The sequence below is a fragment of the Rhabdothermincola sp. genome (assembly GCF_036846205.1).
Taxonomy (GTDB): Bacteria; Actinomycetota; Acidimicrobiia; order Acidimicrobiales; family Acidimicrobilacustridaceae; genus Rhabdothermincola.
On the sequence record NZ_DAIUCK010000086.1, the window covers coordinates 1 to 14194 of the forward strand.

Annotated in this window: 12 protein-coding genes; 6 read left to right on the top strand and 6 right to left on the bottom strand. The window is 72.2% G+C overall.

Features of this window, described 5'->3' with window-relative positions; all coding sequences use genetic code 11:
• Positions 1–209: 209 nt before the first annotated feature.
• The 4 genes from V7004_RS12125 to V7004_RS12140 all read right to left on the bottom strand — a co-directional run bounded on the left by V7004_RS12125 (position 210) and on the right by V7004_RS12140 (position 5276).
• Positions 210–1028, bottom strand: a complete 819-nt coding sequence (locus tag V7004_RS12125) for a hypothetical protein (RefSeq protein WP_334144262.1) — start codon at positions 1026–1028, stop codon at positions 210–212.
• A gap of 31 nt (positions 1029–1059) precedes the next feature.
• Positions 1060–3252, bottom strand: a complete 2193-nt coding sequence (locus tag V7004_RS12130; protein WP_334144264.1) for a hypothetical protein — start codon at positions 3250–3252, stop codon at positions 1060–1062.
• 25 nt (positions 3253–3277) lie between these two features.
• The gene (locus V7004_RS12135; protein WP_334144265.1) at positions 3278–3847 is read right to left on the bottom strand and encodes a MauE/DoxX family redox-associated membrane protein; all 570 of its coding nucleotides are present in this window, start codon (positions 3845–3847) and stop codon (positions 3278–3280) included.
• A gap of 76 nt (positions 3848–3923) precedes the next feature.
• Positions 3924–5276, bottom strand: a complete 1353-nt coding sequence (locus tag V7004_RS12140; protein WP_334144266.1) for a hypothetical protein — start codon at positions 5274–5276, stop codon at positions 3924–3926.
• Between the two features lie 168 nt (positions 5277–5444).
• Here V7004_RS12140 and V7004_RS12145 point away from each other — a divergent pair, with 168 nt between their 5' ends.
• The 5 genes from V7004_RS12145 to V7004_RS12165 all read left to right on the top strand — a co-directional run bounded on the left by V7004_RS12145 (position 5445) and on the right by V7004_RS12165 (position 11053).
• Positions 5445–6314 (top strand): hypothetical protein, encoded by an 870-nt coding sequence (locus tag V7004_RS12145; RefSeq protein ID WP_334144268.1) that lies wholly within the window; start codon positions 5445–5447, stop codon positions 6312–6314.
• A 34-nt stretch (positions 6315–6348) separates the two neighbouring features.
• Positions 6349–7197: a formyltetrahydrofolate deformylase gene (gene purU / locus V7004_RS12150; RefSeq protein ID WP_334144269.1), complete on the top strand. Its 849-nt coding sequence runs from the start codon at positions 6349–6351 to the stop codon at positions 7195–7197.
• 100 nt (positions 7198–7297) lie between these two features.
• Positions 7298–7753, top strand: coding sequence for a hypothetical protein (locus V7004_RS12155; protein WP_334144270.1), 456 nt, complete (start codon positions 7298–7300; stop codon positions 7751–7753).
• Positions 7754–7987: 234 nt separating this feature from the next.
• Positions 7988–9760: a hypothetical protein gene (locus tag V7004_RS12160; RefSeq protein ID WP_334144271.1), complete on the top strand. Its 1773-nt coding sequence runs from the start codon at positions 7988–7990 to the stop codon at positions 9758–9760.
• A 39-nt stretch (positions 9761–9799) separates the two neighbouring features.
• A complete protein-coding gene (locus V7004_RS12165) occupies positions 9800–11053 on the top strand; it encodes a YVTN family beta-propeller repeat protein (protein ID WP_334144272.1) in 1254 nt (417 codons plus the stop codon).
• Positions 11054–11113: 60 nt separating this feature from the next.
• Here V7004_RS12165 and V7004_RS12170 read toward each other — a convergent pair whose 3' ends face one another.
• On the bottom strand, positions 11114–12250 hold the full coding sequence (locus V7004_RS12170) for a sulfotransferase family protein (protein ID WP_334144273.1): 1137 nt from the start codon (positions 12248–12250) through the stop codon (positions 11114–11116).
• A 17-nt stretch (positions 12251–12267) separates the two neighbouring features.
• A complete protein-coding gene (locus V7004_RS12175) occupies positions 12268–13092 on the bottom strand; it encodes an acyl-CoA thioesterase (protein ID WP_334144274.1) in 825 nt (274 codons plus the stop codon).
• Positions 13093–13188: 96 nt separating this feature from the next.
• Between V7004_RS12175 and V7004_RS12180 the strand changes: the two genes are divergently transcribed.
• Complete coding sequence (locus V7004_RS12180) at positions 13189–14190, top strand: endonuclease/exonuclease/phosphatase family protein (protein WP_334144275.1); 1002 nt, start codon at positions 13189–13191, stop codon at positions 14188–14190.
• Positions 14191–14194: the final 4 nt, after the last annotated feature.

A 14194-nucleotide genomic window follows, 5' to 3' on the forward strand; every position in this document is an offset into this window, starting at 1 on the left:
GGTGCAGGATCGGGGTGGGGGTTTCGCCCGGATCCTGCACCCCGCCGCTCAGCGGGACCCGTTCGCTCCCGGCCCCCGCCATCGTCAAGGCTGCCTCGGCGTCACGCCGGTAGATCTCGCCGTCCCAGCCCCGCAGGGTGGTGGCAGCCAGGCCGAAGGCTTCGAGTCTCATCGGCTCCGCTCCACCCGATCAGCTCCGCTCCGTCCGCTCATCCGGCAGGTTCGTCCTCGGGCGAGGCCAGAGGGGTCACGATCCGGTCCGGGTACAGGCTGGCGTGCCCCGGGGTGATGCCGGCTCGCAGCAGCTCCTCATCGGCACGGGCTTCTCGGGCCGGCCCGTCGAGCCGGCCACGCCGGCGTGCCGAACCCGGCGGCCCCGAGTCCAGGCCCGCGTCGCCGGCCGCCTGCCGGAGGAGGTTGGCCACCTGGGCCCAGGTGGCCGCCGCGCCTTCGCCGACGATTCGCCCCTCCGGCCCGTCGACCAGGATGAAGTACGGGCTGACGGGCACGCCGTAGTCGGCGAACGCCTGGCTCGACATCAGGGTGACGTGGCCCGCGGGCGCGAGGTTCGCGACCGCGGCGGGGCTCTCCTCCTCCGGGCCCTTGGTGACGATCACCAGCCGGGTGTCGCGCCCGGGCAGCTCGTCGGCTTCCCCCCCGGCGAAGGCCCGCCAGAAGTCGGCGCAGGTGCCACACCCGGTGGAAAGGAAGGCCAACAACGTCGTGTGCGCCGCGCCCACCACTCCCACCGCCTTCGCCCGACCGTCGGGGGTCGTGCCGACCAGGTCGTGGGCCGGGGTCGAATGGGTCCGGGGCTCGGCCACCCCGTCGCGGGTGCGGATCCGGTGCCGGTCACCCAGCACCACCGGGGACCGCACCCCACCCTCCTCACCGGCGGCCTCGTCGTCGTACACGCCGGCGCCGAGCTCGTGGAGCCGGCGGAGGATCTCGGCATGGCTGCGGAGCAGGCCGACCACCAGCACCCCGAGCAGCGTCACCACGACCGCCAGGGCGATCACCAGCGCCACCACGATCAGCTCGACCTCCCGGCGCCGCGGCTCATGGCACCGCCACCCGGCGGCAGGCGAGCAGCGGGTTGGTCTCGTGGCCCGCGCTGTTGATGGCGTACACGCACACCTGCCGGCTCCCTGCTGCCGCCGCCACCGAGAGGTCGAAGCCGTGGTTCGGCCCGTACAGGGGGTGCGCGGCGCCGACATCGGGGCGGGGGCGATCGGCGAGCCCCTGGCCCGCCCAGCGGCCGTCCACGTACACGTGCACGCTGATCGGCCCGGCGACGTCGGGGTCGATCGCCCACCCGGTGACCCGCAGCGACCCGGCACCAGCCGCGACGCCGTCGAGGGAACCGAAGGGCGCACCGCCGACGAAGACGCTGCGACAGCCGATGAGGGGGTTCGTGGTACCGGCACCGATGTTGATGCCGTACACGCACACCTCCCGCCAGCCGGCGGCCACGGGCAGGGTGAGCTCGAAGCCTCGCGCCGGTCCGTAGCCGGGGTAGGCGGCGGCCACGTCCGGCCGGGGTCGGTTCGCCACGGTCTGCCCGCCCCAGCGTCCGTCGACGTAGACGTGCACCGTCACCGGCGAGTCGCTGTCGGGATCGAGCACCCATCCCGAGACCTTCACGACCCCCGGGCCGGCGGCGGCACCGTCGAGGGAGCCGAACGGGTTGCCGGATCGCACCTCCACCGTGCGGCAGGCGATGAGCGGGTCAGGACCCGGCCCGATGTTGACCGCGCTGACGCACACCTGGTGGCTCCCGGGCGTGGCCGGCACGGTGCCGGCGAAGCCGTGCTGGGAGCCGTAGGCGGGGTACGCCGCGCCCACGTCGGGGCGATCGAGGTTGGCGTCAAGCGTGGCCGCGAGCTGGCCGTCCACGGCCACCCGCACCCGGGTGGGCGCGGCGGTGTCCGGATCGATCACCCAGCCCCGCACCGCGATCCGCCCGGGCCCGGGCGCGACCGAGTCGAGCGATCCGAACGGGACACCGATCTCCACGGTGCGGCAGGCGATGAGGGGGTTGGTGGTGCCATCGCCCACGTTGATGGCGTACACGCACACCCGGTGCCGTCCTGGTCCGAAGGGGAAGGTGACGTCGAAGCCGTGCTGGTTTCCGTACCCGGGGTAGGTCGCACCGACGTCGGGGCGGGAGCGGTTGGCGATCGCTTCGGTGACGTACTTGTCGTTGACGTAGACGTGAACCGTGACCGGTCCGGTGGTGTCGGGATCGATGGCCCAACCGGTCAGGCGGATGGTGCCCTCGCCGACCGAGACCCCGTCGAGCGAGCCGAAGGGGTTGGCCAGTCGCACCTGGCGGCAACCGAGCAGCGCGTTCTCGGAGCCCGCGCCCTTGTTGATCGCGTACACGCACACGTTGCGCACCCCGCCGCCGGCGGCGGGCACCGTGAGGTCGTAGCCGTGCCCGTTCCCGTAGCCGGGGTACGCCGCGCCGACATCCGGGCGGGATCGGTCGGCGAGGCCCTGGCCCGCCCAGCGCCCATCGACGTAGACGTGGACGTCGACCGGATCCTGGGTGTCGAAATCGAGCGCCCAGCCTTGCACCCGGACCCCACCTGCGACCTCGACCGCCGAGTCGAGCGAACCGACGGTGCGGTGCAGGCAGGGCCGGTCGTGGCCGGCGGTGGCCTGGTCGATGCGCAGGGTCGTGGTGCAGGAGGGCTCGATGGCCCAGGGCGGCACGCAGGTCACCACCCGGCAGACGATCGGGCCCATGCAGGGGACGTGCTGGTTGCACTGCCCGTAGCGGAACATGGTGCAACCGGACTTGCGGTTGTTGCAGTCGCCCTGCGCGCAGCCACAGCCCGTGCCGGAGCACGAGCCCGAACAGATGCCGTTGGCTCCGCAACCGCACCCGTTGCACGGCGCGTTGCAGTCCATGTAGTAGCGGGGCCCGTTGCAGAAAGCGGTGCCGTCGGCCTTCCACCAACCGCCGAGCAGGGTGCCTGGCGGGCAGGTGTTCTGCCCGGTGAGGGTGCAGCAGAACTCGGTGTAGCCGTCGCAGCACAGCGCGCCGCAATCGCAGTTGGACCCGTTGCAGTTGCAGATGGCGGCGTACGCGGTGGTGGGCCGCAGCGCGTAGGTGACGGGGTTCACGGCCAGGGCGCTGCCCACCACCGCCGAGCGGGCGAAGAACCCTCGGCGGTCGAAGCGCCGGCCGAGGTAGCGGGCGACGGTGTCGGCGAAGCGGGTCGAGGGTGGCGTCCTGGTGGTCATGGGCGAGAGGGCTGCGAGGTGGTGCTCATCGGGCGGCGGGTGGGCCGATGCGGAACTCCTGCACGGCGGCCCGGGCCGGCACCCGGCGGGCGGCCACCAGGGTCGCCGGCAGCACCGTGAGGATGGCGACTCCGAGCCAGGTACCGATGGCCACCAGGGCCAGGAGTGTGACCTGTTGCAGGGGACCGCTGGCGCCGAACCCGGCCAGCCCCGGGGCGGCGGTGACCGCGGCCCCGACGGCGACGGCGGCGGCGGCGAGGTCAGCGGTCACGTGGATCCACGTCGCCGGGGCGGACAGGCGACCGAAACAGCCGCACGACGAGGCCTGCCCACCGCGCACCAGTCGCCAGGCGACGGCAGCGAAGACCAGGTAGAGGCCGGCCACGGCGGCTGATGCCACCCGGCCGCCGAGCAGCGCGGCGGCGAGGCCGGCGGCCAGCTCGAGCAGGCCGAGGCCGCGAGCGAGCCAGGGGGCGGCGGGCATCCCGAGCGCCCCGAGCATCGCCTGGGTGGCGGCGGGGTCGGCGATCTTCATCGCTCCCCCGACCGCCAGGACCCCGGCGACGATCGCGAGAGGGCCGGCCAGCTCCGTCACGGGCGCCATGGTAAGCGCCGCGGCGCACCCCGTACCCGGAGCGGGAGCGGATGCCGGCGCGTGGTGAGCACCGCGCTCAAGACCCCGGCGAAGGGAAAGTCAGCTGCTCACCCCGGAGCCACCGTTCGACGTGGCTCCGCCCGTACACGACGACCCCGCCACCGAAGTCGTCCTTCGCGTCGGCCAAGAGACGCTGACACTGGTAGTCGGTCCCCAAACACACCAGACCACCCCGTGCCCGATCGCCGGCGAGCTGGCGAGCCCTCTTCACCGCCTCGAACAGCTTGTGCTTGCGTACCAGTCGTTGCGGCGTCACCGTGCAGGACAGCACCGTGACCTCCCAACCGGCACGAATCACGACGTCGAGCTCGGGCGCATCGTTCGAGTTCCCGTCAAGATCCAACCGGCAGTTGATCAGCACCTCGTCGTGGTGACTCGCAGCCGCCGCGACCAGGTGCTCGAGCCACTTGCCACCACCTGCGAGCAAGGCCTTGTACACCTCGGCGGGCAGCCCGCCGTCGACTTTCTCTTTCTCGAGGCCATCGGCCGGTGTCTTCATCCGCCGCCGGAACGTCTTCGCCCCCTTGTGCAGGCCCTCGAGCCCCAGCGGCACCTCCTGGCAGTCACGCAACCGGTGACCGTGGAGCTCGGCGATGGCATCGAGGGTGGCACCGGCCGCGCTCACAGGCTGGGTCTCGCCGTTGTCCCGGACGATCTGGCCATCGACGATCGACGCGTGCTCGGGGCGACCGTCACCGAACCGCTCGTACGCCAGCCGGGCGTGGGCGGCCATCACCTTCGTCCCGCCCGTGTAGGAGAGCGCCCAGCCCCGATCCAGGGTCTCGAGCACCTCGGTGATCTGGCGGGCGTCGTTCGCCGCCGAGACGGTCCGGATCGACACCTGCGGCGCCGGTCGAAGGGCGGTCGCGGCTCGCTCGAGGAACGTGGCGAGCCGCTCGGTCTGGGGCGTGGCGATGATGGTGACCTGCTCCGGTTGCAACGTGGTGATCGCCTGGAGGTTCGGCATCGGGTTGCCACCGGCGAGCACCACGAGCGAGCGCGGCAGCGGCGCACCAGCCCCAGGGCGGCCCAGGAGCGCGGCCGCGGCCCGGATCTGGCCGTCGTCATCTCGCTCGAAGTCGGTGGGACAGTACAGATCGACCCGCTCGGTCGCCGCGTCGAACACGACCCGGGACACGATCCAGGCCACGTCCTCGCTCGCAGGGGGCAGGCCGGTCACGTCGACCGGCCGCTCGGTGACCACCCGAACCTCGTGGTCATCGTCGCCCACCCGGATCCGAACCGGCGGCAGCGACTCCTGCAGCATCCGCACCCGGGCCGGCGCCGGCTCCGGTGGGATGGTCACGAGCTGGCCGTCGGATGCCCGGATGACGACCGGGTGCGGCGTGAGGTTGCGACATTCCGTCATCGGTCTCTCGAGTTTGGTAGAAGAAACCTGGGTGCGGGTCGTTCGAGACGGTTGTCGTCACCGAGGCGGGTATCACCAAGGCGCCGACCCGGCGTAGGACCGGGCCCGCCGAACGGCTCCCACCCGCACGATAGTTCTGGCCCCGTGCATCTTCTGGGAGCTCATGCGATGACCACCTCCACCGGCGGCGACAAGCCGGTCCCGATCGCCGGCCGTAGCCAACGGCTCTACCTGACCATCCGCGACCTGCACAACAACGTGCCGTTCCAGATCTGGCTGGTCCCCCTCCTGCTCGCGGTGCCGATCGGGTGGGTGAGCCAACAGGCCCTCGCCGAACAGAGCTGGAAGACCATCCTCTGGGCCCTCGGCACGGGTGTCGTCGCCGTCGTGGTTGCCTGGCTCGCGTGGCTGGTGAACCGGAGGGTGGAGCGTCGTCAGTCTCAGACGACTGACCAATTCAGCACGAGCGTCATCGGCGAGGTGAGCTCCGAAGGAGCCCTGTACGCAGGGGGACGTATCCCGCCGAAGGCCTCGGTGGTCGTCACGTGGCTGAGCCAGCGTCCCGGGAAGACCGTCGACGACATGTTGAAAGACTCCGGAGAGGTGATCCAGAAACTCGCCAGGACGTTGAAGCCTGACCACGTGGTGATCCTGGTCAGCAAGGAGGGGACGACGCCGGCTAGCGATCGAGGCAGGACGGAGCTTGAAGACAGACTGAGCAAGCTGCCCGAAGGAGAGGTCGCCGAGGAGAAGGTGCCGGTGGACGGGGGTGACGTCACCTGCCACCTCATGGTCGGCCCCTCTCTTGACGAACCCCATGCCGGCAGGCTGCTCAAGGCCTGCCGGGCAGCGCTCGACTACGCCGAGGGCAAGCGCGGCGAGCGAGGGCCGATCGTCGCCGATGTGAACGGCGGGACGGTCCCGGCGAGCATCGCCCTCTACGAAGCGGCCACCGAGCGGTCGATCCCGGTCACGTGGTGGCGCTACAAGCCGGACCCGACGCAGGAACGCCTGGTCGGTCTGGCGGTCCCCTCCTGAGCCGCCGTGCACCAGCCGCACTAGCCTCCCGCCGGTGACTCGGGCCGTGCTGCTGCTGACCTGCCCGGACCGGCCGGGCATCGTCGCCGACGTGGCCCGCTGGGTGGCCGAGGACGGCGGCAACATCGTCGACGCCGGCCAGTACAGCGACACCGAGCACGGGCTGTTCCTCCAGCGGGTGGAGTTCGAGCATCCCTCCGACGCCACCACCCTGCGGTCGAGCTTCGAGCCGGTGGCGGAGCGCTGGTCGATGAGCTGGCAGCTCCACGTCCCCGGCCCCGCACGCCTGGCGGTGCTCACCTCCCGCGAGCCGCACTGCCTGTACGACCTGCTGGGGCGCTGTGCCACCGGTGACCTGCCCGCGGAGGTCGTGGCGGTCATCTCGAACCACGACCTCCACGCCCCGATCGCCCGGCGCTTCGACGTCGCCTTCCACCACGTCCCGGTGGCCGGCGACGGCGAGGCGAGCCGGGCCGCCCAGGAGCAACGGGTCGTCTCATTGCTGCGCGAGCTCGAGCCTGACCTGGTGGTGCTGGCCCGCTACATGCGGATCCTCTCCCCGGCGTTCTGCGAAGCGTTCGGCGAGCGGACGATCAACATCCACCACTCCTTCCTGCCCGCGTTCGCCGGTCCCCGGGCCTACCACCAGGCCTGGGAGCGAGGGGTGAAGCTGATCGGTGCCACCGCGCACTACGTGACCGCCGAGCTCGATGCGGGCCCGATCATCGCCCAGGACGTCACCCGGGTCTCCCACGCCGATGACCCGGCGACCATGGCTCGCCGGGGCCGGGACCTCGAAGCGCTGGTCCTGGCCAGGGCCGTGCGGGCACATATCGAGCACCGGGTGATCGCCTACGCCAACCGCACGGTCGTGTTCGAGTAGACAGTCACGGTCGACACCCAGGGCGTTTTCAACATCACCCCTTGCGGTTTTCGCTCCACTGAGGCAGGTTGGAGGGCGACAGGATCGAGGAGGACCCGCGATGGGCTCTCACCCCGGGCCCGCTCGACGGGCCAGCCTCCGGTGGCTCCGCAACCGGGACCTACGCCGGCGCCGCCGGCGGGTGCAGGTCACCGTGGACGGCGGGCGCCTGCTCGCCCACGCCCGAGGTCTGCGCTGGTGGCACCATTTCCTCCGGCCCAGCGAAGCCGTGCTGCACGTCGGGGGGCGCGACCTGCCGGTGTGGGTCAGCCTGGACGACCACCACCCGCCCCACCGTGATCGGCTCTGGCGGTGGCACGTGGTGCTGGTCCTCGAGCCGCCAGGTGCCCGCAACCGACGATCGACCGGCGACCCGGTGATCGATCTTCGGGAGGTGCTGGACCTGCGATCGGAGGGCCACGACCCCGCCTCCAACCCGCTCGAACCGAGCCAGCCCGCCGCCGGCGCGCTGACCGATCGAGCCGAGGACCCACCCGACAGCAGCGAGGGAGCATGACCCGACCACCCTTCGTGGCGGCGACCAGCGCCTCTGGGCCGAGGATCGGCCGACCGTCGTGTTCAAGAACGAGGACGTGGCGTCCGACAGGAACCTCCAGGAGCGGACCGTACGCCGCTGATCCACCGGTCCCCGGCTCCACGCTGGCGCCGTCCTAGGGTTTCTGCACGCACACGGTCTGCTGCGGCCGGCTCCGAGGAGCGCCCGGTGGACCGGCACGCAAGGGGGTGCGGGATGAGCAAACGACGGAACAAGCGCTCACCGGGCGGTGCCGGTGGGCGGGACGGGTCCCGCGCCGAGCGCCGGGTCCGCGACGAACAAGCCGTCTCCCGGGTGCGCCTGGGTGACGAGAGCGCCTGGCGGGGGCTGGTGGAGAACTGGCTCGACTTCGCGTTCGATCGGGTCACTCGGCGCGGGGTCAACGCCCGGGACGCGGCCGGGGTGCTGATCAGCGCCTTCGGGCAGGTGCGTGACCACCTCGACGACGGCGCCGAGACCAGCTTCGCGGCCCGGGTTGCGCAGGCCACCTCCGGGGCGACCAACGGCGCGATCGGTGCCATCACCACCACACCCCCCTCGGATCCCAAACGGGCTGCGGGACGGATCACCCGGGGCACGGACGCCGCCGCGCTGGCCCGCGACCCCGACGTCGCCGCGCTGCTGTGGGAGACCGCAGCGGTGCTGGGCGCGACCACCGCGGACGTGCTCGACCTCCACTGGCGAGGAGGTCTCGACGCCCCCGAGATCGCGGTCGCCACGGGCGCGGACGTCGGTGCGGTGGAGGACCGGCTGGCCAAGCTGCCCACCGGCTACGCCGCCGCACTGCGCACCCGGCTGCTGTGGCTCGGCGGCACCCCGGCGCACGACCAGCTCGCCGACGAGCTGCGGGCGAGGGGCGCGACCAGCTTCGATCCGGCCGCCAGCCGGCTCATCCACCGCCACATCCGCGCCTGCGCGACCTGCCGCGGCCGTTCGCTGGTGGCCCTGCCCGCGGTGGAGTTGTTCGGCACCATCCCCCTCTCCCCTGCTCCCGCTGAGGTGCGTGAGCAGGTGCTCGGTGCGGTCGCCGCTCCGGCCGCTCCGGCCGCTCCGGCCACTCCGGCCACGACGACCGGCGACGACCTCTCGCCGGCCACAGGAGCTCTCGCCGGCGCAGCCGTCGCCGGCGAGACGCTCGAGGCACCGGGCGCGGCAGCGGAGACCTCGCAGGAGCCGGCGTCGGAGACACCGCCAGAGCCGGAACCTCCCGCGGTCACCGAGTCTGAGCCCTCGATGACCCCGGAACCCGCCCTCGCCGCGACCGCCGCCGCCGCACCGGGCGCGGATGCTGGTGCACCCACGAGCGCGAGCGGGGAGGGGGAGTCGGGTGCGGGCACGGGTGGCATGCCTGGCAGCAGCTCGTCCGGTCCGGTGCACACCCCGGTGGCCAGTCGCCGGGCCGGGACCGGGGACTCGGGCAGAACGAAGCGGTGGGTGGGCATCGGCATCGCCGCCGCGATCCTGCTCGTGGCGGTGATCGCCCTCGCCAGCCGGTCGGGTGATCGGGACACCAGCCTCGACACGGCCGCGGTGGCGGAGGACTCGACGACCACCACGAAGCGCTCGACCACGACCTTCGCCACCTCCTCCACCGTGCCGGTCACCACCGCCACCACGGTCCCGGCGGAGGCGACCACCACCACGACCCTGCCGACCACGACCACCGCCGGCGGTGGGTTCTTCCCGCCGCCACCGCCGCCCGAGACGACCACCACCACCGTCATGCGGGTCAACACCGCCACCTTGAACCTGAGCCCGAAGAAGGTGGCGAGCGGTGAGTGCGCCACCCTCAGCTGGGAGGTCAGCGCCACCGGGCCGGTGACCGTGAGCGTCTCCGGTCCCGGGGTGTCGTCGAGCCTGCTCGGCGGGTCGGCCCAAGCCTGTACCGCCGGCGTGTACACCCTGACCGTCACCGGGAACGGGGTGGTCCTCGCCAGCCGCACCCAGGAGCTCACGGTCAAGCCCTGACCAGGGGCGGGATCGCCCCGCGGATACCCTCCGGCACTGATGAGCGCGTCGACGAGCTCACGACGGTGGCGTGTCGTAGGCCTGCTCACCGCCCTGGCGTTGACCCCGAGCGTGCTCGCCTGCTCGGGCGGGGACGGGGCTGCGTCGCCCGCGACGACCACCACGCCGGCCGACGGCAGCAGCACGATCGTCCCCCATCCGGCCGGCACCGGTGCCTCGCCCACGGAGATCGACACCGTGCCGGGCATGCCGCCGGTGGTCGATCCCGCGAACCTCTACAGCGAGACCACGGCCGGCAAGCTGCAACCCTGGCTCGCCGGGGTGCCGCTGCGGGTCTACGTGCCGAACGGCCGCTCCAACGACGTGACGGTGATCGACGTGGCCACCAAGCAGGTCATCGACACCTTCCCGGTGGATGCCGAGCCCCAGCACGTCGTGCCTTCCTACGATCTGCGGACGCTGTGGGTGCTGAGCAACCAGGGCTACTCGCTCACTGCGATCGATCCGACCACCGGCAAGCCGGTGGCCACCCTGCCCGTCGAGGATCCCTACAACCTCTACTTCACCCCCGACGGGAGCGAAGCCATCGTGGTGGCCGAGGCGCTGCGGCGGCTGGACTTCCGGGATCCGCACACCATGGCGCTGCACAGCAGCATCGAGGTGCCCGACTGCGCAGGCATCAACCACATCGACTTCTCCGTCGACGGCCGCTACCTGATCGCCACCTGCGAGTTCGCCGGACGCCTGGCGAAGATCGACCTGCTCGAGCGGCGGGTGGTGGGGATGCTGGAGCTCAGCGGCGGGGGGATGCCCCAGGACATCCGCATCTCGCCCGACGGAAGGACCTTCTACGTGGCCGAGATGATGCGCAACGGCGTGTACCTGATCGATGCGGCCTCGTTCAGCGAGGCCGGCTTCGTGGAGACGGGGGTCGGCGCGCACGGCCTGTACCCGAGCCGGGACGCGACCAAGCTCTACGTCATCAACCGGGGGTCGAACCGGGTGCCGGGCCCGCCACGAGGGCCGGGGAGCGTGGCGGTGCTGGATCTGGCCACCAACCAGGTGGTCGAGCGCTGGGAGGTGCCCGGTGGCGGCAGCCCCGACATGGGCAATCTGACGCCCGACGGCCGGGAGCTGTGGCTGGGAGGCCGCTACGACGACGAGGTCTACGTGTTCGACACCACCACCGGGGCGCTGGCGGCCCGGATCCCGGTGGGAAAGGGACCGCACGGGCTCACGGTGTGGCCCCAGCCGGGGCGCTACAGCTTGGGGCACACCGGCAACATGCGCTGAGCCCGCCCGGGCCGGCGCGCGCCACCCACACCGGTCGACCCCACCCACTGCCCGTTCCCGCTACCCCAGGTCGAATCGGGCCCGGTACGCGCTGAACCGCTCGCCCACCTGCTCCGCCGCCAGGCCGAAGCGGGCGAGGTGGTACTCGTGGCGGCCGAACCGTCCCTTCGGGTTCGCCGCGACGTAGGCGTCCATCGCCGCGTGCGTCTCCGGGTCGAACGTCCAGCCCAGCCAGCGGTACAGCTCGGAGGCCACAGCGATCGGGTCGGCGGCGAGCGCCCGGTAGTCGACGTCGTGGAACCGCTCCTCACCGGCGCGCTGGCGGAAGTCGACGAAGCGGTCGATCATCGTCGCGGCGAGGTCGAGCCACCGCTGCCCGATGTACGCGTCGAAGTCGTGGTCGGTGCCCAGACCGGTGAGCACCGACACCAGGCTGCACAGCGAGGCCACCACCTCGGTGGGGTCGCGGTGCGTGCACACGAAGCGGGCGTCGGGGTACACCGTGTCCAGGGCGTCGAGCGCCAGGTTGTGGCAGGGCGACTTGAGCACCCAGCGACCCGGCCAGGCCCACTGCAGCGTCTGCAGCACGGTACGGTGCCACTCGTACGCGGGCACCATGTCGCAGGCCTGCTGCCACTCGCCGTAGGTGGGCAGGTTGGCGAGCGTCTCGTAGTGGACGCTGCGGAAGTCCTGGCCGAGCAGGGTCACACACTCGGTGGGGCCGTCGGCCGCCTCGTAGTGGATGGCCCTGAACTCGGGGGCCGACGTGTACAGGGCGTCCATCTCGGCCTGCGCGGTCGCCACCCGCGGGTCGCCCTCGACCGTCGCCGGGTCGGGTGGCGGGACCGCGGCGAAGGCCTCCCAACGCAGGAGCGAGCGGTTACGAGGGTCGGCATCCAGCAGGTAGCTGAGCAGCGTCGTGCCGGTACGGGGGAGGCCGAGGATGAACACCGGCCGCTCCACCATGGACCGGGCCGCCTCGGGATGGGCGCGGTGCCAGTCGACGACCCGGAGGCGGTTGGTGAGCGAGCTGCCGATCTGCGCGGCGATGATCAGCTCGCCGACTGGCGTGAGATGGGCGTCGCCGTTCGCCGAGTCGACCAGTACCGCCAGGCCCTCCTGCCAGGTCGGCGGACCGGGATCGTCGAGCCCGGTGGCGGCGCATGCCGACCCCAGCAGCTCCTCGACGACCAGCATCGCCGAAGCGTAGGGCGTCAGGTCGTTCGCTCGCGGCTGTCGCGCAGCAGGACCTCCTGGGCCACGGTGGCCGCGTGGGTGCCGTCCTCGGTGAACACGTGGCCGATCGCCAGCCCCCGGCCGCCAACGAAGGTGTGGCAGGTGAAGTCGTGCAGGTGCCAGCGGTCGGCCCGCATCGGGCGATGGAACCAGATGGTGTGGTCGAGGCTGGCGGTGAACAGGACCTGGTGCAGCACCTCCTCGGGCTCGGTGGCCAGCGGGTGGGCACGCACCACGGCATCGGTGGGCAGGTCGTCGGACAGGTAGGCCAGCGCGGCGCGGTGCAGGAGCTGGTCGCCGTCGAGCTCGTCGAGGACCCGCAGCCAGGCAGCGGCCCGGCCGACACCGGAGCGCTCACCCAGGGCGATCCGCGACGGTGGCACGAACCGGCGCTCGAACACCGGGCTCCAGGAACTGGGCTCGAGTTCGTCGGGTGCCGGTAGCCCGGCCGGGAGCGACACCGTCTCGATGTCGTCGCTGCGCTCGGCCGCCTGGAAGGACGCCTCCAGGTTGAGGATGGCCCCGACGGCCTGCCGGGCCACCACCCGGCGGGTGCAGAACGACCGGCCGTCGCGGATGCGGTCCACCTCGTAGCGCACCGGCTCGCTGTGGTCGCCGCGGCGGATGAAGTAGGCCCGCAGGGAGTGCACGTCGAACCCCGCGGCGACGGTCGCCGCCGCGGCCCGCAGTGCCTGGGCCACGATCTGGCCGCCGTAGAGGCCACCCCACGGGTAGCGGGGGCCGGCGCCGACGAAGGTGTCGGGCCCGTGGTCCTCGAGATCCAGGATGTCGGTGAGCTGCACGCGTCGCTCCTGCGGTGACCCGTACCGGGCAACGCCGGGTTCGGCGGGCACCCTACGCGACGACGCACCCCCGGCCGGAAACGCGAGGCTGGTGCGATGCGCACCACGCCGGCCGTCCCACGCCTGCCGGTGGGGCGCGTGGCGGTGATCACCGCCACGTGGGTCGTGGCCGTGGGTTCCGCCGCGGTCGTGCTGTCGTCGATGCTGGGCTTCACGTGGGGGACCACGCACGCCGCGCTGCAGATGGTGTTGCCCTACTACGTGCTGCCGTCGTCGGCCTCGCTGGGGGTCGCGGTGTGGTTCGGCCGGCGCCGGCTGGCCGTGGTGGCCGGTCTCACCACGGTGGCGGTGTGCTCGATGATGCTCCCCCTCGTCACGGGCTCGAGCGCGGCGGTGCGGGCGGGTGAGCCCACCCTCGACGTGTACGTGGCCAACCTCCGCTTCGACAATCCCACCCCGGAGCGAGCCGTCGATCAGGCCCTGGCGTCCGGCGCGGACGTGCTGGTCCTGATCGAGCTCACCCCGGCCCACGTCGAGCTGTTCCACCGGCGCGGCGCGGACCAGCGCTATCCCTTCCAGGAGCTGGACGCGGCCCGCGACACGTACGGCACCGGGATCTTCTCCCGCCTGCCGCTGCGAGATGCCCGGGTGGAGAAGGTCGGTGGCATCGACATGCCCACCGGCGTGGTGCGGGTCGGCGATCAGGACGTGGAGATCTGGGGAGTCCACGTCGGTGCCCCCACCGGCGAGGGTCAGGTGCAGCGCTGGGAGTGGCGACTCGGCCAGCTCCGCCGGTTCGCCACCCGGCTCAACGGGCCGACGGTGATCGCGGGGGATTTCAACGCCGGCCGCTGGCACCCGGCGTTCCGGTGGCTGCTCGACCGTGGCGATCTCCGGGACGCCCATGAGGCGGTCGGGCGCGGGCTCAGTCCCTCGTGGCCGATGGAGGGTCGGGGGCTGCGGGCCCTCGGCCCCTTCACCCGGCTCGACCATGCCTTGTTGTACGAGATCGACGCGGTGGAGGTGCGGGACCTACCCGCCGCGGGCAGCGACCACCGGCCGTTCGTGGTCACCCTCGCGGTCGGCACCGACCCCTGAGAAC

Coding starts and splice junctions, on each gene's coding strand:
- V7004_RS12180 (WP_334144275.1), top strand. CDS start 13,189: ATGCGCACCACGCCGGCCGTCCCACGCCTGCCGGTGGGGCGCGTGGCG.
- V7004_RS12140 (WP_334144266.1), bottom strand. CDS start 5,276: ATGACGGAATGTCGCAACCTCACGCCGCACCCGGTCGTCATCCGGGCA.
- V7004_RS12155 (WP_334144270.1), top strand. CDS start 7,298: ATGGGCTCTCACCCCGGGCCCGCTCGACGGGCCAGCCTCCGGTGGCTC.
- V7004_RS12165 (WP_334144272.1), top strand. CDS start 9,800: ATGAGCGCGTCGACGAGCTCACGACGGTGGCGTGTCGTAGGCCTGCTC.
- V7004_RS12160 (WP_334144271.1), top strand. CDS start 7,988: ATGAGCAAACGACGGAACAAGCGCTCACCGGGCGGTGCCGGTGGGCGG.
- V7004_RS12130 (WP_334144264.1), bottom strand. CDS start 3,252: ATGACCACCAGGACGCCACCCTCGACCCGCTTCGCCGACACCGTCGCC.
- V7004_RS12170 (WP_334144273.1), bottom strand. CDS start 12,250: ATGCTGGTCGTCGAGGAGCTGCTGGGGTCGGCATGCGCCGCCACCGGG.
- V7004_RS12145 (WP_334144268.1), top strand. CDS start 5,445: ATGACCACCTCCACCGGCGGCGACAAGCCGGTCCCGATCGCCGGCCGT.